This is a genomic window from Coleofasciculus sp. A1-SPW-01 (assembly GCF_040217205.1).
Classification (GTDB): Bacteria; Cyanobacteriota; Cyanobacteriia; order Cyanobacteriales; family Coleofasciculaceae; genus Coleofasciculus; species Coleofasciculus chthonoplastes_A.
The window spans coordinates 87423-107551 of the sequence record NZ_JAVJNP010000006.1 but is presented as its reverse complement, the minus strand read 5'-3'; the positions used below and the strand labels follow the sequence as shown (position 1 = coordinate 107551).

18 protein-coding genes and 1 tRNA gene are annotated in these 20129 nt (G+C 46.1%); 12 read left to right on the top strand and 7 right to left on the bottom strand.

The genetic code is table 11. The features are described 5' to 3' along the window. Positions 1–209: 209 nt before the first annotated feature. From RH949_RS00855 to RH949_RS00840, 4 genes are all read right to left on the bottom strand, one after another. Positions 210–1610 carry a DICT sensory domain-containing protein gene (locus RH949_RS00855; RefSeq protein WP_446351633.1) on the bottom strand — a complete coding sequence of 467 codons (1401 nt, stop codon included), beginning with the start codon at positions 1608–1610 and terminating at the stop codon, positions 210–212. A 192-nt stretch (positions 1611–1802) separates the two neighbouring features. After that, complete coding sequence (locus tag RH949_RS00850) at positions 1803–3308, bottom strand: UDP-N-acetylmuramoyl-L-alanyl-D-glutamate--2,6-diaminopimelate ligase (RefSeq protein ID WP_446351632.1); 1506 nt, start codon at positions 3306–3308, stop codon at positions 1803–1805. A gap of 232 nt (positions 3309–3540) precedes the next feature. Beyond that, the gene (locus tag RH949_RS00845; RefSeq protein WP_006099907.1) at positions 3541–3804 is read right to left on the bottom strand and encodes a glutaredoxin family protein; all 264 of its coding nucleotides are present in this window, start codon (positions 3802–3804) and stop codon (positions 3541–3543) included. A 154-nt stretch (positions 3805–3958) separates the two neighbouring features. Continuing rightward, a tRNA-Arg gene (locus RH949_RS00840) sits at positions 3959–4032 on the bottom strand. 436 nt (positions 4033–4468) lie between these two features. On the opposite strand from RH949_RS00840, the gene RH949_RS00835 reads away from it, so the two are divergent. From RH949_RS00835 to RH949_RS00825, 3 genes are all read left to right on the top strand, one after another. Then, positions 4469–5128: an Npun_F0813 family protein gene (locus tag RH949_RS00835; protein WP_006099605.1), complete on the top strand. Its 660-nt coding sequence runs from the start codon at positions 4469–4471 to the stop codon at positions 5126–5128. A gap of 135 nt (positions 5129–5263) precedes the next feature. After that, entirely contained in the window at positions 5264–6304 is a 1041-nt protein-coding gene (locus RH949_RS00830) for a hypothetical protein (protein ID WP_446351631.1), read from the top strand. Positions 6305–6312: 8 nt separating this feature from the next. Next, a complete protein-coding gene (locus RH949_RS00825) occupies positions 6313–7350 on the top strand; it encodes a hypothetical protein (RefSeq protein WP_006099892.1) in 1038 nt (345 codons plus the stop codon). A gap of 26 nt (positions 7351–7376) precedes the next feature. Here the strand turns inward: RH949_RS00825 and RH949_RS00820 are convergent, their stop codons facing one another. Further along, the gene (locus RH949_RS00820) at positions 7377–7505 is read right to left on the bottom strand and encodes a hypothetical protein (protein WP_446351630.1); all 129 of its coding nucleotides are present in this window, start codon (positions 7503–7505) and stop codon (positions 7377–7379) included. Positions 7506–7615: 110 nt separating this feature from the next. Here RH949_RS00820 and bchI point away from each other — a divergent pair, with 110 nt between their 5' ends. The 4 genes from bchI (at position 7616) to RH949_RS00800 (ending at position 11999) form a co-directional block, all read left to right on the top strand. Beyond that, complete coding sequence (bchI, locus tag RH949_RS00815) at positions 7616–8710, top strand: magnesium chelatase ATPase subunit I (protein WP_044205827.1); 1095 nt, start codon at positions 7616–7618, stop codon at positions 8708–8710. 198 nt (positions 8711–8908) lie between these two features. Continuing rightward, a complete protein-coding gene (locus RH949_RS00810; protein ID WP_044205984.1) occupies positions 8909–9691 on the top strand; it encodes an ABC transporter ATP-binding protein in 783 nt (260 codons plus the stop codon). Positions 9692–9786: 95 nt separating this feature from the next. Next, positions 9787–11196: an MlaD family protein gene (locus RH949_RS00805; protein WP_006099851.1), complete on the top strand. Its 1410-nt coding sequence runs from the start codon at positions 9787–9789 to the stop codon at positions 11194–11196. Positions 11197–11270: 74 nt separating this feature from the next. Continuing rightward, positions 11271–11999: a Uma2 family endonuclease gene (locus tag RH949_RS00800; RefSeq protein WP_446351629.1), complete on the top strand. Its 729-nt coding sequence runs from the start codon at positions 11271–11273 to the stop codon at positions 11997–11999. Positions 12000–12132: 133 nt separating this feature from the next. Here RH949_RS00800 and RH949_RS00795 read toward each other — a convergent pair whose 3' ends face one another. Further along, positions 12133–12438, bottom strand: a complete 306-nt coding sequence (locus RH949_RS00795) for a DUF3288 family protein (protein ID WP_006099781.1) — start codon at positions 12436–12438, stop codon at positions 12133–12135. Between the two features lie 436 nt (positions 12439–12874). Here RH949_RS00795 and psaC point away from each other — a divergent pair, with 436 nt between their 5' ends. From psaC to RH949_RS00775, 4 genes are all read left to right on the top strand, one after another. Then, on the top strand, positions 12875–13120 hold the full coding sequence (psaC, locus tag RH949_RS00790) for a photosystem I iron-sulfur center protein PsaC (protein WP_071777200.1): 246 nt from the start codon (positions 12875–12877) through the stop codon (positions 13118–13120). A gap of 316 nt (positions 13121–13436) precedes the next feature. Beyond that, a complete protein-coding gene (gene glmS, locus RH949_RS00785; protein WP_446351628.1) occupies positions 13437–15389 on the top strand; it encodes a glutamine--fructose-6-phosphate transaminase (isomerizing) in 1953 nt (650 codons plus the stop codon). A 635-nt stretch (positions 15390–16024) separates the two neighbouring features. After that, positions 16025–16795, top strand: coding sequence for a cysteine hydrolase family protein (locus RH949_RS00780; RefSeq protein ID WP_044205982.1), 771 nt, complete (start codon positions 16025–16027; stop codon positions 16793–16795). Positions 16796–16923: 128 nt separating this feature from the next. Next, positions 16924–17376 (top strand): cupin domain-containing protein, encoded by a 453-nt coding sequence (locus RH949_RS00775; protein ID WP_446351637.1) that lies wholly within the window; start codon positions 16924–16926, stop codon positions 17374–17376. A 291-nt stretch (positions 17377–17667) separates the two neighbouring features. Here RH949_RS00775 and RH949_RS00770 read toward each other — a convergent pair whose 3' ends face one another. After that, the gene (locus tag RH949_RS00770; protein ID WP_446351627.1) at positions 17668–18345 is read right to left on the bottom strand and encodes a ThuA domain-containing protein; all 678 of its coding nucleotides are present in this window, start codon (positions 18343–18345) and stop codon (positions 17668–17670) included. A gap of 71 nt (positions 18346–18416) precedes the next feature. On the opposite strand from RH949_RS00770, the gene RH949_RS00765 reads away from it, so the two are divergent. Next, on the top strand, positions 18417–20063 hold the full coding sequence (locus RH949_RS00765; protein WP_446351626.1) for a CocE/NonD family hydrolase: 1647 nt from the start codon (positions 18417–18419) through the stop codon (positions 20061–20063). Positions 20064–20129 lie beyond the last annotated feature (66 nt).

Genomic DNA, 20129 nt, shown 5'->3' with positions numbered 1-20129 from the left:
GCATTTAAACCTTAATGTCAATAATGGCGAAAGCCTTGTAGTGCGTTTAGCGAAGCCATGCCGCAGGCTTTAGCGAAGCCATGCCGCAGGCTTTGCATCTTGCTCGCTACTAATACCCAATTTAAATGCATGACAGCTTAGCGTAACAGCGATAGTTCAGGAATTGACCAAAAGTGAGGTAAAACTTGCCAGTATTTTTACAACCTGTCTCATTGAGCATCACCAACAACAGGCAATAATACTTTAAATGTCGATCCTTTCCCTACTTGACTGGTTACCGAAATCGAACCTCCACAACGTAATAATAATTGCTGCACAATGGTCAATCCCAAACCCGCTCCCATTTCTTCACCAGGAATGGGGCGTCCTCGATAAAAACTATCAAAAATCTTGGGAATTTCACTGGCTGCAATTCCGTTTCCTGTATCAGTAAATGCCAACTGAACATATTCCCCCTGAAGACTTCCCAGTACCCTCACCTGACCTCCGGCGGGAGTAAATTTGAGACTATTGTGCAGTAAATTAATGGCGATTTGCCGTAACCAGGTTTCTAAACAGGAAACCCTCGGTAGATCTGCGGGAATCGTATAACCGACTTGAATTCCTTTCTCTTGAGCCAATGGTTGATAGGTACTCACCACACCGGGAATAATTTCTGCCAATTCCACGACAGATTTGACTCCCGCTTGGGGTTCGTCGGCTGCAACTAAATCCAACAATCCCACAATTAATGAATTTTGCCGATCGCATTCACTATTGAGAAGCTGTAGGTAACGTTGACGCTGGGCGAGTTTGAGTTGAGGCGATTCCAAGAGACTCAGCGCTGTTTTCATATTCGTTAATGGAGTTTTCAGTTCCTGCGCCACTCGCCGTAGGAGTTCGTCTTTATGGCTGAGGTGATGGGTTAATTGGGTAATGGCGCTATCCTGTCCCGATTCAGCCATTGTTCCTGACTGGAGAATTTCCGCCGTTCGTTGTAATTGTTTAACTAATACCTGGGTGATTAACGTCTTCTCATCTGTTGATTGAACCAAGGAAAATCGGTTGTTCCCTCCAGCAAGTAGCTCATCAGGCGTACTATCCGCGATCGCAATACTTCCTCTGAGTCTCTGCAACACCCGATAGATCACTCGTCGTTCAAATGTACAAATAGCCAGCCATGACTGAGACTGATGAGAAGTTTCTCCCTCAGGTAGCTGATATGCCACAATCAGAGTGGTCAATTGCTCAGACAGAACTAATAAAAACGATTCGCGTTTAAGCTGGCTTCCGGCGGCTAGCTGAATGGGAAAGAGTTGAGCATCAGGGTTCGCGGCTAGGTCATCCTGGGACGCGATCGCATCAGAGACTTCACCAACACAGTTACACCAATAGAGGGTTTGCGGAATACCCCTCTGTTGTCGATACCGCCACAGTTCCTCCCGCCACCCGGCGACAGATGGGGACTTCACCCAGATTGTGGCGGGGATTTTTTCTTCAATCAGGACATCAACCATAGCTCCAATCAAGGTTTTGAGTCCCACTGGACTGATTGAGAGAGACTGAGGTGTTGTCAAATTATCCAGCGCTAGCTGGTAAAGGGACAAATCCGGTGTCGGTGGTGAGTTCATTAGGTTGTGGAGAAGATGGGGGAGATTGTGTAGGGGCGGGTTTTACTACTATCTTTTTGGTTACACCCAGATGTAACTAAACCCGCCCCGACTTCACGTAATGACCAATGACCAATGACCAATGACCAATGACCAATGACCAATGACCAATGACCAATGACCAATGACCAATGACCAATGACCAATGACCAATCAACTAAATCGGCGCTCTAGAGCCTCTCGCGCTTGTTCACGGTCATCGAAGTGAATTTTTTCGGTTCCTAGTATTTGATAGTCTTCGTGACCTTTTCCGGCAATTAGCACCCCATCACCCGGTTTGGCGTCTAAGATAGCCGTGCGAATCGCTGTGGCGCGATCGCTCATTACGATTGGCTCTACAGTCGCCGGAATCCCTTCTAAGATATCTTGAATAATCCGTTCTGGGTCTTCAGTACGAGGATTATCGGAGGTCACAACCGCGACATCGGCTAATTCTGCGCCAATTTTCCCCATCTTCGGACGTTTGGTGCGATCGCGATCGCCTCCACATCCAAATACGCAAATCATTCTCCCCTGAATAAACGGTCGGGCGGCTTTGAGCAAGTTCTCCAAACTATCTGGTGTATGGGCATAATCGACAATTACGCTAATATCCTGATCCGGTTTAAGTTGCACCCGTTCCATCCGCCCCGGTACTCCCGGAAATTGGTTTAAGGTGGTGACTACTGTTTTTAGATCTAACCCTAAATTTAACACTGCACCAACAGCAGCTAACACATTGGACAAATTGTACTGACCTACCAGGGGAGAATTGAAGGTAACATCACCGACTGGCGTGTGTAGCGTTCCTTTAACACCAATCAGTGTATAAGTCAAGTCACTCGTATACAAATCTGCCGAGGGATTTTGAACACTGTAACTCCAGGTGCGATCGCGTCCAACTTTTTCGATTAAGCGCTTACCATACGGATCATCGGCATTAATAATCGCTTTGCCGTGGAGATAATCGGAATTAAACAATAATGCCTTTGCCGCGAAATAATCCTCCATATCGCGGTGGAAATCCAAATGGTCTTGGGTGAGATTGGTAAATACAGCGACATCAAACTCACAGCCTAACACCCGACCTTGTGCCAAGGCATGGGAACTGACTTCCATTACCCCTAACTCACAGCCTGATGCTACGGCTGAATGTAACTGCTGTTGCAATTCTACGGGAAACGGTGTGGTGTGAACCGCCGTTTGGGAAAATCCTTGCCATCGGGCATAAAGGGTACCAAAAAGGGCAGTGGGACGCTGGGCTTGGGTGAGGATAAATTCAATTAGATGGGTGGTGGTAGTTTTGCCATTCGTACCCGTAACGCCAACTAACTGAAGCTGGCGGGTGGGGTAGTTATAGAACGCCGCCGCTGCTTGGGCGCAGGCGACTGTCATGTCAGTGGCACAGATAATGCAGGGCGGTTCAGCATCAGGTTTTGGCTGAGGCGGGTGTTTTTGTGCCGCTTGGGGAGAAATTAACGCCGCGACAGCACCAGAGGCGATCGCACTTTGCCAAAAGTCTCCACCATCGACACGGGTTCCGGGCATACCAATAAACAAATTGCCAGGTTGACAGGCGTGGGAATTTGTACAGATTCCTGTGATTTGGGCATCAAGTGCTGGATGATTCGGCATTTCCACCACGTTAGGAATTGCCCTTAGTAAGTCATGTAGCTTCATGTCAATCAACTCCTCACGACGAGAGGGATAGGGGCAACGGAGAACTTCAGATTAGCACTCCTGTTGCTTGGTATGATTACACAGACGCGATCGCTATCAGGCTAAACCGATTAAATCCTTTAAACTGCGAGGTCGAAACCAAAAGACGCTAATTTACAGTGTATTAGGACAAACACCCCAACTCCAACCTCCAGCCGATTCGTATACCCAGTCGGCTGCTGTTCTTTGCGGCTTACAAATATTTCTGTAACATTTTCTCTAACTGCGGCACACTCAAACGGGGTGAAGGGCGAGGAAGCGGTATTTCTTTGCCATCTTTGTGATAACACAACACTGGTACTTGATATTGATAAGCTTGGAACCAATCGTCCCGCTGGGTAATGTCCCGCACCTCTAGCTGAAAATCTAACGTTTGAGTCTGTTCAAGCTTTTCTTGTAACCCTTCGCACAGGTGGCAACCCGGTTTGCTGTACAAAATTAAGGTGTCATTCGTCATTGGTTATTGGTCAACAGCATCTAGAGTAATGAAGATGGAGCAGTTTTGAGTGGGAGCGGTTTGGATTAATACCCAACTCCCGGACGGCGTCCGGCTGGGTTTCGCTAACGCTAACATCCACCTGTGTCCCATCACCTTTTCCCCAATTTTAGAGCGCCCTCGGTAGGACTCGAACCCACGGCCAAAGGATTAGAAATCCCTTGCTCTATCCACCTGAGCTACGAGGGCATAGATTTATAATACAAAAATTAAACCCCTAACTGGCAAGATTCATTATCGTTTAGGGTAGCAGAAATCTAGGATATCGTTGATGATTGTAACATTGTAGCCGACATTGGTTGTTGCGTGTGCGAGGTGTTTGCCCCAATATTTGAGGAAACTAAAGACTCAAGTAGCTTGAGGTCAAGGTAAACTACTATAGACCAACATAGATAATGGAGCAAAACTTGTGTCAACTATCGCACTCATACCTTGGGGCATGGATGAGTTATCCAGCCACGACAAACATATAAGTTGTCAGTTTAGGAGATTGGCTCACAAACTGGATAGGCTTCTGTGTGACTCGCCCAAGTCCCAGACAAAATAGACAAGATAGATGGTTAATTAGATTACAGCTCGTCCTGTAGCACCACCCTAGCCCGGTCAGGAGTCATTTGCCAGTGTTATGTTTATTCTGAAAAGGCAGGATGTTGAAATTTCTAGCATTCAGCACCCGAAGCGAGAGCAGCAAATCCCGATTCTCAGTTATCAAGGGCAAACCTTTCGCTTGATCAGCGTGTTTCGCGCTCATCAGGAAGAAGAAGCCCGCTCCTTCTGGCGAGATTTGACAGATAATCAGGGAAAAGCTTGTGTTTTACTAGAAGAACCTGACCGCTTTAGTGTGTGGGGAAAGATTCGTCTAGAGCAATTAGGTACAGAAGGCGGTCCGGATACCAAAATTGCTCCCTATACCCAAGCCTGTCTCCTACTGCTGCAAACAGTTTACCTGGATGTTGAAGATTTACTTGGAAATAGGCAAGCGGGATTGTTTCAGAAGGATATCACGGATGTCTTTCAACAGTGGCATTTTCCCCAAGCCGATTCGCCGGAAGCCGTGAATCACTTACTGACTGTCGATCCGCTCAACACCCTACAAGTTCCTCCATGGGAAGAACACCATCTGATTACTCTATTGCAGGAACTCTATCGCTTGGGGAAGGAATACTTTGGCAATGCGAATTTTGCCGAAGGAGTGGGCGATATCTTGCAGGATATGCCAGCTAATGAGCAAAGTCAGTTTATGGAGTGGCTCAAATCCTCTCCCCTAGGAAAGTTGTGGCAATAATAGAACGTCAAGGATAAATAAATGTATCATGGATGGTTGCCAAGATGGAATTTTAGGACATCAGCCGCTAAGTTTATAAATAAGTATTGCTTACGTAATTGCCATTGTTAGAGATTTCAAAATAAAGAAAGCATTATGAGCAGCTCTGTAGATAAGTCATCTGGAACTCAATCCCTACTCACAGGTCAGAATATCGTCTATCTAGGAATTGGGTGGGCAGTAGTGTCTATGCTGTTTTTTCTACTGTTTAGCGTCAAACCACCGGGAGAAGAGTATCCCTTTTGGTACTCCTTTAGCACTTATGTCCTAGAGTGTTTGCCCTTTTTGGGAGCTGCTTTACTCTGCTATAGAAATTGGCGTAGCCCTCAGATTGCCAGTGGACGCAATGTCTGGCTGGGAATTGGTTTAGGTATGCTTTTTTACTTTATCGCCAACTTGATATTTGGCGTATGGGAGCTATACTTTGGTCTTGACCCCGATGTATCCCCTGCCGATTTCTTTTACGTGATTTCTTATATCTGTATTGGTTGGGGCATGATTTTAGCCGTTCTGCCGAGGCGATTAAATTTAGAGTGGAAGCAGTGGGTAACGGTGGGATTAATCGCTGCTTTGGGGATTGCTTTAGCGGTTTGGGTTTTATTAGCTCCTCCTGTAGCCGTAGAGTCAGAGGCTGACAATTCTGTATTGCCAACAACTGAGTCAGCAACAGCGACAGTATCGCCCCGCTTGGTGGCTTCTCTTTCACTACGGGTGGCAGTTAGCCCACCTGAAGCTGCTGCAACAACTGAAGCTGAGGTTCCTGAAACTGGCAAGTTGCCCGGTTGGGTTATTTCCCTGGATCAAGCCCTGAGTCCTTTATCAAAAACGTTGAATTTTGTATACATCGTTTTTGATGTTTTCCTACTCATCATTGCCTCAACACTTTTGTTAGCATTTTGGGGGGGGCGCTTTGCCCAATCATGGCGCATGATTGCCGCAGCAACATTTTCCCTATACATTGCGGATATGGGGTTTAAAGCTTATGGCACTCTGGCTCAGGCTCGTGGTCAGGACTATGAAAGTGGGGGTCTCCTAGATGTCTTCTTTATATTTAGTGCCTTACTTTTTGCCATAGGCGCTGCCCTAGAATATGACGTCTCCAGTCGTTCTCGTCGCGGTTCACGTCGGCGAACTTAAAATTAGCTATGAGTCCAAGAAAACTAACTGAAACCGATAAAAAAAATATTTTGAACTTGTATCGACAGCCAGAAGAGACAACCTCAACCCTGGCTGATCGTTATGGTGTCAGTAATTCAACGATTAGCCGCCTGCTCAAAAGCACGTTGTTGGAGTCGGACTATGAAGCCCTCATCCAGCAAAAGCGAGCTAATCGCACGCCAGGGTCAGGGACGTCAGCGACGAAGCCAAAACCCAAGCTGGTGGAGCGGATTGAACCTAAATCGTTGTCGGTTTCTCCCTCTCCCCAACTTTCGATAGAATCGGAAGAGGAAGAATCAGAAGACGAAGAATCAGGATTTGAGTATCCCAATCAACGTCGGCGGCGCAAACGTTCTTCTGTAACTGATCAATCTGATGCAGAATCCCAGGCAAAACAAGGTGAGTTGCCTCTGGAGTTTAATCGAACAGAAACTCAAAGGGATACAGAAGACTCAGAAGATCTGCTTGAAGAAATGGATCAGGCAGAAACCAGCCACCTAAAGGATTTGTTGGATGAAGATTTAATGGATTTGGACGAGGATTTGGACGAGGATTTGGATGAAGATTTGGATGAGGATTTAGATGAGGATTTAGATGAGGATTTTGAGGAGGATTGGGACGAGGACGAGGACGAGGACGAGGAAGATAGTGCTATTCCAAAACCTTTGACGACGACTCATGTTCCCAGGGGGGCAAATATTCAAGTCTTACCCCTGTCGGAAGCTTCTTTTCCGAAACCCTGCTATTTAGTGATAGACCGAGCAGCCGAGTTAATTGCGCGACCTCTGCGAGAATTTAGTGACTTGGGAGGTATTCCGGCTGAGGAAGTCCAGCAACAAACTTTGCCAGTTTTTGATAATCATAGGGTTGCACGACGCTTTTCTAACCGTTCCCAGCGCGTGATTAAAGTGCCTGATGGGAAAATGTTGCAGAAAACCTGTTCTTATTTACAAGCTAAAGGCATTACCCGCCTTTTGATTGATGGTCAGGTCTATTCATTGTTAACCGCATCTTTATTGGAATAGGGACAGATTTTGTCATTTGTCATTTGTCATTGGTCAGGCAATAGGCAATAGGCAACACCTCGACTTCGCTCGGTGTGTCTTAGGCAATAGGGTAATGGGTTATAGAAATTTTGTCTCCCAGCTTCCCCAGCTCCCCCAGCTCCCAGACGCGCCATGGCACGTCTCTACATGGCTTCCCCAGCTCCCCCAGCTCCCCCAGCTCCCAGAAGGTTCCATCGTTGTGGCACAATAAAAGGCGTGATTTATCGGTTATCAGGTAATCAAAGTGAGTCTGACTGCCCAAGCCCCTAAGACTGCTCGTCGCGTCGTTTTTCCGTTTACCGCCATCGTAGGTCAAGAAGAAATGAAGCTGGCTCTGCTGCTGAATGTCATTGACCCCAAAATTGGTGGAGTAATGATTATGGGCGATCGCGGTACGGGTAAGTCCACCACCATTCGGGCGTTGGCTGACTTGTTGCCGGAAATTGAGGTGGTTGCCGACGATCCCTTCAATAGCGATCCCAACGAACCCGACTGGATGAATAGTGATGGAGGAGTACAATCTGCTTCAACCGTAAAGAAAAAAGTGCCGATGGTTGATCTGCCCTTGGGCGCAACCGAAGACCGAGTGTGCGGCACGATTGATATTGAAAAGGCATTAGCCGAAGGGGTGAAAGCCTTTGAACCGGGACTGTTAGCTAAAGCTAATCGCGGTATCCTCTATGTCGATGAAGTGAATCTACTTGACGATCACCTCGTTGATGTGCTATTAGACTCGGCAGCTAGTGGTTGGAATACCGTCGAACGAGAAGGCATTTCCATTCGCCATCCGGCTCGTTTTGTGTTGGTGGGTTCTGGCAACCCGGAAGAAGGAGAACTGCGTCCGCAACTCCTGGATCGTTTCGGCATGCACGCGGAAATCCGCACTGTCAAAGAGCCAACGCTGCGGGTAAAAATTGTGGAGGAACGCGCCGCGTTTGACAAAAATCCCTTGGATTACATCAAAGAACACCAAGAAGTCCAAGAGACATTGCAGCAGCAAATCGTCACCGCCCAGGCGCAACTACCCCAAGTTGAAATGGACTATGACATGCGGGTGAATATTTCTGAGGTTTGCTCAGAATTGGATGTTGATGGATTGCGAGGGGATATTGTCACTAACCGTGCTGCCAAAGCCCTGGCTGCTTTTGAAGGGCGCACGGAAGTCACAGTCGATGATATTCGTCGGGTGATTACGTTGTGCTTACGTCACCGCTTGCGGAAAGACCCCTTGGAGTCGATTGACTCAGGCTATAAGGTGCAAAAATCCTTCTGTCGTGTATTTGGGGTGGAGGCAGAATCAGAAGCGGATTCAGCCATGGCAGCGAGTGCTTCTCGTTAAGGTGGGTTGGGGGTGTATTCCCCCACTCCGGGGACAGCTTCACTCTGATCCCTTCACCCTTTCTCTATCCCCCCTTGCCCTGCTTTGAATTCCCTTTTTCGCTTATAGATCCCCCTCTTCCCTTCAGATCCCCCTTCCGTCCCCCTTCAAAAGGGGGAGACCACTGGAACATTGCTTCCCCAACTCCCCTTAACCAATATGAAAGAACCACTGATTGAACTAAAGGGAGTCTCCAAGTCCTTTGGGGGTAACGTCATCCTGGATAATGTTGATCTGACGATTTATCAGGGCGAAGCCTTAGGTATCATTGGACCCTCTGGGACGGGTAAGTCTACGATTCTACGCATGATGGCGGGTCTAATGCCACTGGATGGGGGTGAAATCTATGTGCAAGGACAAAAGCGTTCGGGTTTAATTGAAGATGCCAAAGACCCCATTGGCATCGGTATGGTGTTCCAGCAGTCTGCTCTGTTTGACTCCCTCAGCATCCGTGAAAATGTGGGATTTTTTCTTTACCAGCATTCTAAACTGTCTGAGGAGCGCATTCGGGAATTAGTAGATGAAAAGCTAGAGATGGTGGGGTTACCTGGAATTGCTGATCAGTATCCGGCGGAACTCTCAGGCGGGATGCGTCGGCGAGTGAGTTTTGCCCGGGCGATTATGACGAACCCGGATAATCCCCAAGATAACCCGGAAATTTTACTTTACGACGAACCCACGGCTGGACTTGACCCGATCGCCTCTACTGTAATTGAGGATTTAGTCCGTCAGCTTCAATGTGTTGAAGGCGGATGTAAGACTTATGTAATGGTCACTCACCAAGATAGTACAATTCGCCGTACTGCTGACCGAGTTGTGTTTCTCTACAAAGGCAAGGTACAGTGGCAAGGTCCTATCGGCGAGATTGATACAACCGATAATCCTCTGGTGCGACAATTTTTCAGTGCCAGTACCAGCGGACCAATTCAGGTGGTTGGTTAGGATGGGAGAAAGGGCTTGATCGGTCTTTTGTCATTGTCGTCTATCCAGGCAAATGCCCGTCAATTCACCACTTAAGGGTACAGTGAGGAGAAACCATGCGATCGCGAACCATTCGAGAAGGCTCCGTTGGCTTATTAATTCTAGTTGGACTCGCCGTGTTTGCTGGCTTGGCGATTTGGATTCGGGGTTTGAAGTTTGGCAATCGCAGTTACAGCTTTGTCGTCAACTTTCCTAACGTCGCTGGGATGAAAGAAGGAGCCACCGTGCGCTATCGGGGGGTTGATGTGGGCAACATTACTGATATTGAAGCCACAACCAACGGTGTTGATGTCACCATCGAAATTGCATCAGAAGACTTAGTGATCCCAGAAGATGTTGCCATTGAAGCCAATCAATCGGGTTTAATTGGCGAAACCTCGGTAGATATTACCCCACTTCGGGAAGTGTCCTCGAATATTCAGTCGATGAACCCTCTGAAGTCTGAATGCAATTCGGATGTGATTATTTGTAGTGGTGAGCAGATTGAGGGTGAGATTGGGGTTAGCTTTATTGAACTTCTCCGCAATACTGAGCGCTTGACCACCATCTATACCGATCCGCTATTTTTTAATAACATCAACTCTCTCGCCCAAAATGCCTCCCTCGCCGCCAGTGGTATCGCTCAACTTGCGGGTGAATTATCCTTATTATCGCGTTCCGTGCGTCAAGAAGTTGGCGGATTTTCTCAGGCGTCTGATGCGATCACCACAGCGGCTACCCAGACAACTCAACGCATTGGCGATACAGCGGATCAATTTAGTCAGACAGCTGTGCAACTCAATCGATTAATTGCCTCAACAAATGATTTAGTCACCAGAAATCGAGCAGTTTTAGTCGGAACGTTAACCAGTGTGGGTCAAACCAGCGAGCAGTTGGGCGTTCTGTTAAGCGATTTGAGACCAACCCTAGAAAATGTCAACACGACGATTGATTTAGTGAATACTCAAGTTGATCAAGCGGATGTCAGCACCATCATTGAAAACGTCGAAACCGCCTCCGAAAATTTAGTTGCCCTTTCCGCTAATGCGGCTGAGTTATCTGCTGACTTACGCGATATATCCAATTCCCTGGACAGTCCCAGCACTGCTATCGTATTGCAACAGCTATTAGATTCAGCACGGGTAACCTTTGAAAATACGCAAAAGATTACATCGGATTTGGAAGATTTAACGGGTGATCCGGCGTTCCGTCAAAATCTCAAAGAGTTAGTCAATGGACTTAGTGAACTTGTTTCTTCCACGGAACAATTGGAACAGCAAATTGAGGTGGCACAAGTTGTCGAAGCCGCCAGTGCTGAAATTACAACGGCGGCGGTTCAGGTCGTGGATAAATCCCGTGAGCTTAATCCACAATCTATTGATGAGGAGTTAACTAAGTCTAAACATCGACTGAATCACCATCACCATATCCTGAAAAAAATGCCGCCAATTCCTAAAAAGTCAGTGGCGGATACTGATAGCCAGTAGGGTGAGGATAACCCAGGGTAATCCAGGATATTTACCAGCTTTAGTTAGGACAACGCTAAATTATTTGAGACAATATGTTAGTTAACTACAATCCTCAACAATGTTTACCTTCTGCTGAAGACTTACCTGATTCTGATGATAAAGCAGTGGACAACGAATTACAAAATTTAGTACCTAGCCTACTCAAAGCGATTTTAGCATTAATTTGGTCAGAAAAGATGGATTGGTTTTTGGGAATTGACATGGGAATTTATTATGCTCCCGATGAAGCAGCCATTGTTCCTGATGCTTTTCTGAGTCTAGGAGTTCCACGAATTATTGATTCAGATTTGCGTTTATCTTACGTAATATGGGAAGAACAAAAAATTCCCATTATGGTGTTAGAAGTTGTATCGCAAACGAGACGCGGAGAATATACGCAGAAGAAAAAAGATTATATTAAACTAGGTGTTCGGTACTATATTATCTATAATCCATTCCGAAAACGAAAACCTCGTTTAGAAGTGTACAAGCTAGAAGCTGGAGACTATCAATTATTAGAAGGTGAACCCGTTTGGTTATCTGAACTGAATTTAGGCATTGGTCGAGAGGAAGGAACCTACCAAGGAATTACTCGAGAATGGTTATATTGGTATGATGACCAAGGAGAGCGATATTTGAATCCAGAGGAGAGACTGTTAACGGCACAAGAACAACTGCAACAAGAACGTCAGGCTAAGGCAAATGCAATTGAACGTGCCAATCGATTAGAACAATTATTGCGAGAAGCAAACATAAACCCTGAGGGAAATTCGCAGGTTTAGGAAGAGGGTAGAGGTTAGCTTGCCACAAGATTAAAGGCTAAACCAGTAGAGACTTTGCATGCAACGTCTGGAACATAAATGATGTGTCCTAACCACTATGGCGGTTGCTATAACGTTTATTCTCTCCACCGACTTAACTCCAGTCATCTGGAGTCTCGACTGATTTAGGTTGCTTGTAAACGTGACCCTGGCTGTGGATTTGACGGGTTAACTCAAATAACCTGTCTTCGGTCAAACTCCACTGCTGGAGAATCCGTTCAAGCCCCTGTTGAATCTCTCTAGCGCCAGGAAATCGAGAATAGCGAATCCGTAATCGCGCCAATTCCGTCAACTGATAATCCGTCGGATCTGCTTTGATTTCCAAGAGACGATCCACTAGGGCGCGATCGCTCTTTTCTTGGGGATGTTGTTGGTCTTTGTTTTCTAAGATTGATGACATAATTGTACTTGACTTTTTTGCCGTTATTCTTTATATGTCCGCTTTAAATTACCCGCAAATGTTACAGAGTTTGAAGTTCTGTAACTTAATGCTCAAACAGATGAGATCGCTGCGGTACACTAAGCCTTAATCCATCGTCTGTCTTACTGCGATCGGCGAGAATACTCCTGTCATAATCGTTGATTAGACGGCGAGAGCGATCGCCCGTGTGTGAGCAGATCCATCTGCAATAATAGATTGCGTACTGTCACAGAACCTACCGTTAACTTGAATAAGGGATAACGGGGGCTTGTCAAAAGTTGGGACTGTGACCACCTTACCTGAGTCATCAGGTAAACAGTATGCCATTAGAATCCCTGACTATCCCTAATTAGGGTTAGCGTGGGGAGGATATCTAAATCAATCACCGATAATTCTCGTTTGGAGTCGTTATTCTATGTCTCATAGCGTCAAAATTTACGACACTTGCATCGGTTGCACCCAATGTGTACGGGCTTGTCCCCTCGATGTGTTGGAGATGGTACCCTGGGATGGCTGTAAAGCTAGTCAGATTGCCTCGTCTCCACGTACTGAAGATTGTATCGGTTGCAAGCGCTGCGAAACCGCTTGTCCGACCGATTTCTTGAGCGTTCGGGTTTATCTTGGCGCTGAAACCACCCGCAGTATGGGTCTTGCCTACTAACGGTGTCTTGAAACCAATCTATACCATTGTAGGGATACAGGGGCATTGGTATTCGAGCTGTGGCTTGCATGGTAATGCTGCTGTGTCCTTACTCAGAAATTGCCAATTTTTCAGTAAATTTGAATACAAAAAGGCAAATTTAGTAGGGACACGACATGGTGTCCCTCTGAATAAATAACGTTTTAATGATGAAAAGCTGATCACGGCTAAACCTGGCTTAAGTCATGGTAATGATTCTTGACGTTCCCATGGGTTGCTCTCTAGCCTATATCGCATAAGATGTTGAAGGCATCATGTTTGAGGAGGGAGCGGTTCAATGTGTGGAATCGTTGGTTATATCGGCACGCAACCAGCAACAGATATTTTAATGGCAGGGTTAGAACGACTCGAATATCGAGGCTATGATTCTGCCGGAATTGCCACCGTTTGGGAAGGGGAAATTCAGTGCGTTCGCGCTAAAGGCAAACTCTACAATTTACGAGAAAAACTGGAACGTACCGATAACCAAGCCCGACTCGGTATTGGACATACCCGTTGGGCAACTCACGGGAAACCTGAAGAATATAATGCCCATCCCCATACCGACACCCATCAGCGCGTGGCGGTGGTGCAAAATGGCATCGTGGAAAACTATCGGGAATTACGGGAAGACTTGAAAAAACGGGGACATGAATTCCGTTCTGATACCGATACTGAAGTGATTCCCCACCTAATTGCCGAGTGTCTCCCCGAACCCTCAACCCCAGATTTTCAACACCCGAATGCCTTTTTAGACGCCGTGCGCCAAGCGGTGAATCAACTCCATGGTGCGTTTGCGATCGCGATTATTTGTGCCGACTATCCCGATGAACTGATTGTCGCACGACAACAGGCTCCTTTGATCCTGGGATTTGGTCAAGGGGAATTCTTCTGCGCCTCCGATACTCCCGCCCTCGTCCCCCACACCCATGCGGTATTGAACCTAGAGAATGGGGAACTGGCACGGTTAACCCCCCTAGGGGCAGAAGTCTATAACTTTAACGGGGAACGTCTTCGCAAATTCCCCCGCACCCTCAACTGGAATCCCGTACAAGTCGAGAAACAGGGATTCCGTCATTTCATGCTCAAAGAAATTTTTGAGCAACCGGGTGTAGTGCGAACCTGTTTAGAAGCTTATATTAGCAGTGATTGGTCTGCGGGAGAAAATGATAGCAGTAGCGCGATACCTGATCAAAACCCAGTCGCCGGAGACACCCCATCCATAACCACGCCAATACAATTGGGACTTCCTGAGTCGTTGTATGAAAACTTAGAACACGTCCAGATATTGGCATGTGGTACCAGTTGGCACGCCAGTCTTGTCGGGAAATACCTGATCGAACAACTCGCTGGAATTCCCACGATGGTACAATATGCCTCAGAATTCCGCTATGCCCCCTCACCCTTGACGCGCAATACCCTCACCATTGGCGTCACTCAATCGGGAGAAACTGCTGATACCTTAGCGGCGTTGGAGATGGAAAAACGACGGCGTATCGGTTTAGGACAAGAGTATCAGCCGCGACTGGTGGGGATTACCAATCGTTCCGAGAGTTCTCTGGCACATTTAGTCCCGCATATTATTGAGACGTTTGCGGGAATGGAAATTGGTGTTGCGGCAACGAAAACCTTTGTTACTCAATTGGTGGTATTTTACTGTTTAGCCCTGGATTTAGCCTATCAACGTCAAACCCTATCCCCGTCACGGATTGCCGAAATTATTGCCGGGTTGCGTCAACTTCCCTCCCAGATTGAGTTGGTGTTATCGCGTCAGGAACATTATCTGGAAGAATTAGCCCATGAGTTTGACGAAACCCAAGATTTCATCTTTTTGGGGCGTGGGATTAATTTCCCCATTGCCTTAGAAGGGGCGTTGAAGCTTAAGGAAGTCAGCTATATTCACGCCGAAGGGTATCCAGCGGGGGAGATGAAACACGGACCCATTGCCCTATTAGATTCTAAAGTTCCCGTGGTGGCGATCGCGATGCCGGGTACTGTGTATGAAAAGGTGTTATCTAATGCCCAAGAAGCCAAGGCGCGAGATGCGCGATTAATTGGCGTGACACCGATGCATGATCCAGAAGCGGCTCAAACATTTGATATTTTATTATCGGTACCCGTTGTTGAAGAATTACTGTCTCCAATTTTAGCCGTGATGCCTTTACAACTTTTGGCATATCATATTGCGGCGCGACGGGGTTTAGATGTGGATCAGCCTCGGAATTTAGCAAAATCAGTCACGGTGGAATAAGTGCCAAACGTTATGTTCTAGAGTAAAAAGAAATGCCGAACAGCTTATTATACAGATGTCGAGACGTATCATGGCACGTCTTTCCGGGGCGGGTTTCACCGATAACATGCCAGCAAAAACTAATAACTTAATTAAACCCGCCCTCTTTCCGGTTGAGTAGAGGGCGACCCGACTCAAAGCACAATGGGCGAAGGTCACTTCGCCTAGTTACAAGCCCCATCCCCTTGTGGGTGGGGTTGTTGACCGTTCTACTACTTAGGTCGAGATGCTTCACTCCGCTGTCGCTCCGTTCAGCATGACATTTCGCCACGATACTTCTATTCCTCACTATCGGCAAAATTGACGTTTTCATAAATATCGCTCAAATTGATCTGAAACCCGATTAAACCTAGTAAAACTCACGGATAAAACTTGATAAATCAATACTTTGTTCGTAGTAGGCACGAAGCGTGCCAGAAGCACTTTAGCGCTTACTATAAACTCTAAAGTCAGTGCTATTCACTTTAATGGTATGTCCCCTGGCGAAGCGCGATCGCATTAGAAATGCCTTACTGATCGCATTCTTCTATTTTGGCTTATGTCTGGTCAGCCGCGCAATCCTGAGTACAATTATTGGCATGTCTATCATTACTGCCATGAATCAACCGTTACGGACATTAGGTGTAGCCCCCAATGCTTGGGGAGTGAATGATGCGATCGCGGATTTGACTCGCCCCTCCCTAACCCCTCACCCAATTACCCTTACCACTGAAACCAAAAGCCTGCGCCTGGATTTAGTCAAATCTGCCATCCTGATCATCGACATGCAAAATGACTTCTGTCATCCCGATGGCTGGTTAGCCCATATTGGCGTAGACGTAACCCCCGCCCGCAGCCCAATTGCATCCCTGACAAGCTTGCTTCCCCAGCTACGAGATGTCAACGTTCCTGTGATTTGGGTGAACTGGGGAAACCGTCCCGACTTACTCAATATTAGTGCTGGATTGCGTCATGTTTATGATCCTACAGGTGCAGGAATTGGACTCGGTGATCCCTTGCCTAAAAATGGGGCAAAAGTGCTAACCAAAGACAGTTGGGCAGCGGCAATTGTAGATGGATTAAACCACGAACCCGAAGATATTTATATTGACAAATATCGCATGAGTGGTTTCTGGGACACTGCCTTAGACAGTATTTTACGCAATATGGGCAAAACCACTCTTTTCTTTGCGGGTGTCAACATTGATCAATGTGTCATGGCAACATTACAAGATGCTAACTTCCTGGGATATGATTGCGTGCTACTCAAAGATTGTGCGGCAACAACGTCTCCTGATTACTGCTTTAAAGCCACGATTTATAATGTTAATCAGTGTTTTGGGTTTACTAGCGATTCCCAATTACTTATTAAAGCTTTAAAAGCGTAAAAAAATCAGAATGCAGAGGACACAGAGGCAGGGTAGACAAGGAAAATGGGGAAAGTTAGCCGCTATCAACGGTTTGCATCAAAAACGAATGACAAATGACAAATGATGAATTTCAGGAGAAACAACCTATGGAATCCCGGTGTATGATTCCCGTTATGAAATCCCCTAAGGACTACCAAGCCTATCGCATTAGTCCCCAGGATAGCAACCGTTTAGCTATTATCTTCGATCCCGCGATCGCGGATTCATCATTAACTGTTTGTGTGGAGATTTTTGATCAAGGCGGCAAAACTCCCCCGAATCGTCATCAGATTGCTGTAGAAATGTTTTTTATCCTCAAAGGGGAAGGAATTGCCCGGTGTGATGGCAAAAATGTGCCATTTCGGGCAGGAGATAGTTTATTAGTGCCACCAACGGGTATTCATGAAATTATAAATACGGGTAATGGTCGTTTATATGCGTTATGTTTTATGGTTCCTAATGAGGATTTTGTTGAACTGATTCGCAGCGGTACACCTGTTAATTTGGATGAGGAAGATTTTCGCGTCTTGGGACGTACTGATGCGGTGGTTCCGTGTTAAATAAATAAAAACGTGAACGACGGAGATTATCATTCGTTCGTCATTTTGTACTTGTAAGCTGTTCGGCATTTAAACCTTAATATCAGTAATGGCGAAAGCCTTGTAGTGCGAGCATCTTGCTCGCTACTAATACCCAATTTAAATGCATGACAGTTTAAGAGATTGAAATCCAGAATCAGGGCGGGTTTTTAATAAAGGTTATCATCAATGGCGAAACGAAATGTCCTAAACCCGCCCCTACAGAAAAACCTGTCCTCGAACAAAGTGACGAGTTCAACAATCAACAATCAACTAATTTAAAGGACTTGCCCAGTAAATGGAATTGGTAATAACGCGCAATACATTAGGCTGATAATAGGTGGGATAAGCTTCGTCACCAGGACGAAAGTAAAAAACTTTACCTCGACCTCGGTGAAAACAACAGCCACTGCGAAAGACTTCACCCCCCTCAAACCAACTGATAAAGACTAAACTATCGGGGTTAGGGATATCAAAAAACTCGCCATACATTTCCTCAGCCGCCAGTTCAAACGAGTCGTCTAAACCTGCTGCAATAGGATGGGATGGATCAAGAACCCAAAGTCGTTCTTTTTCGCCATTGTTGCGCCATTTGAGACTACATGACGTACCCATCAGTCGTTTAAAAATTTTGGAAAAGTGACCCGAATGCAATACAATTAGACCCATGCCAGACAAAACGCGCTGATGGACTTTATTCACAATAGCGTCTTGTACTTGGTCATGGGCAATGTGTCCCCACCAGATTAAAACATCGGTTTGGTTGAGGATAGCATCAGTTAATCCATGATCAGGTTGGTCTAATGTGGCAGTTTTAACCGTTAATCCTGAGGATTGCAAATGTTGCGCGATCGCGTAATGAATTCCATCAGGATAAATCTTGGCAACCTCAGGTTGTTGTTTTTCCACTTGATACTCATTCCAAACCGTAACGCGAGGATTGTCTGTCATATTATAAATAAACCATTCTTTGTTTTAATTATGCCAATAACAAATAACAAATAACAAATAACAAATGACCAATGACCAAAATTAATAAACAAACAGCATCCATGTTAACCCGCGATGGAATTCGTCTAGATGCTGATATTTACTATCCTGATACTAATACAGACTTGCCCGTACTCCTGATGCGACAACCTTACGGAAGGGCGATCGCTTCTACAGTAGTCTATGCTCATCCCACTTGGTATGCCGCCCAGGGGTATATCGTCGTGATTCAGGATGTGCGAGGACGGGGAACCTCTGGGGGCGAGTTTCAGCTATTTGTCCACGAAGTTGCTGATGGTATTGATACCGTTAACTGGGTGTCACAGTTACCCGGTAGCAATGGACAAGTGGGTATGTATGGCTTTTCCTATCAGGGGATGACTCAACTGTATGCAGCATCGGCAAATCTGCCCGCGTTGAAAACCATTTGTCCGGCGATGATGGCGTATGATTTATATGCAGATTGGGCGTATGAAAATGGGGCATTTTGTTTACAAGCCAATTTAGGCTGGGCGGTGCAATTAGCTGCCGAAACTGCCCGATTAAAGGGTGATGCTATTGCCTATCAAATTCTCTATACTGCCTCTCGCGATTTGCCTTTTTATAATCCATCCTCCAAATTTATTGAGAGTTTAAACAAATACGCGCCAAATTCGTTTTACTATGAATGGCTAAATCATCCTGAACCCGGAGATTATTGGCAAAAATTCTCACCTAACCTCGACGGTGTGGATTTGCCGATGCTGCATATTGGCGGTTGGTTTGATCCCTATCTGCGGGGTAATCTGCGCCTCTATAAAGACATGGCAAATCGGAGTAAATTTCCCCAGCATTTGATTGTCGGACCCTGGGCGCATCTGCCTTGGGGACAGAAAGTCGGCGCAAGAGATTTTGGCACAGAGGCGGTAAGTTCTGTGGATAGGTTACAAGTGCGTTGGTTTGATCAGTTTCTTAAGGGAATTGATAGCGAATTGTTGCATCAACCGCCTGTCTATTTATTTGAAATGGGCAGTAATCAATGGCGTTATTTTGATACGTGGTTGTCAGATAATCAGAAATCCTATTGTCTTTCCAGCACGGGTTTAGCTAGTGTGCGAAACGATTCTGGGACTCTCATCCCTCAATCGGAATCATCTGATCCATTGTCTGTCTTATCGGCTGCAACTGATGTTTTTGTTCATGATCCCTGGCGTCCGGTTCCTGCCTTAGGGGGTCATGCAGCAATACCTGCGGGTTCCTTTGATCGTTCTACTCTTGATAGCCGCACTGATGTTTTAACGTATACTTCAGCCCCGTTTGCTGACGATTTATCTCTAATGGGGGATGTCGCGGTAGAGGTTTTCTGCCATGCTGAGCAATTGAGTTTTGATCTCTGTGCCGTGTTATCGGAAGTCTTTCCGAATGAGATCGTTTATAATTTCACTCAGGGGTATGCGACTGTAAGTCTGGGTCAAGAAACAAAACCTGTTAGGATTGAACTCCAGCCGACTTGTATTAAAATTGCCAACGGAAATAGATTGCGTCTGAGTCTAAGCGCTGCTTGTTTTCCAGCGTATCCCGTGAATCCGGGAACAGGCGTATCGTCTGCTGCAATGTCCTTGATGGAGGCTCAAATCATTACACTTACGGTGAATTGTGGTGGAAACTTGATATCAAAGGTTTTGTTACCAATAACTTAAGTTTATCTTATGACATTTGGCTTGATTGATTGGACAAGGAAAGAATGAAAATCAGCCATCAGAAAG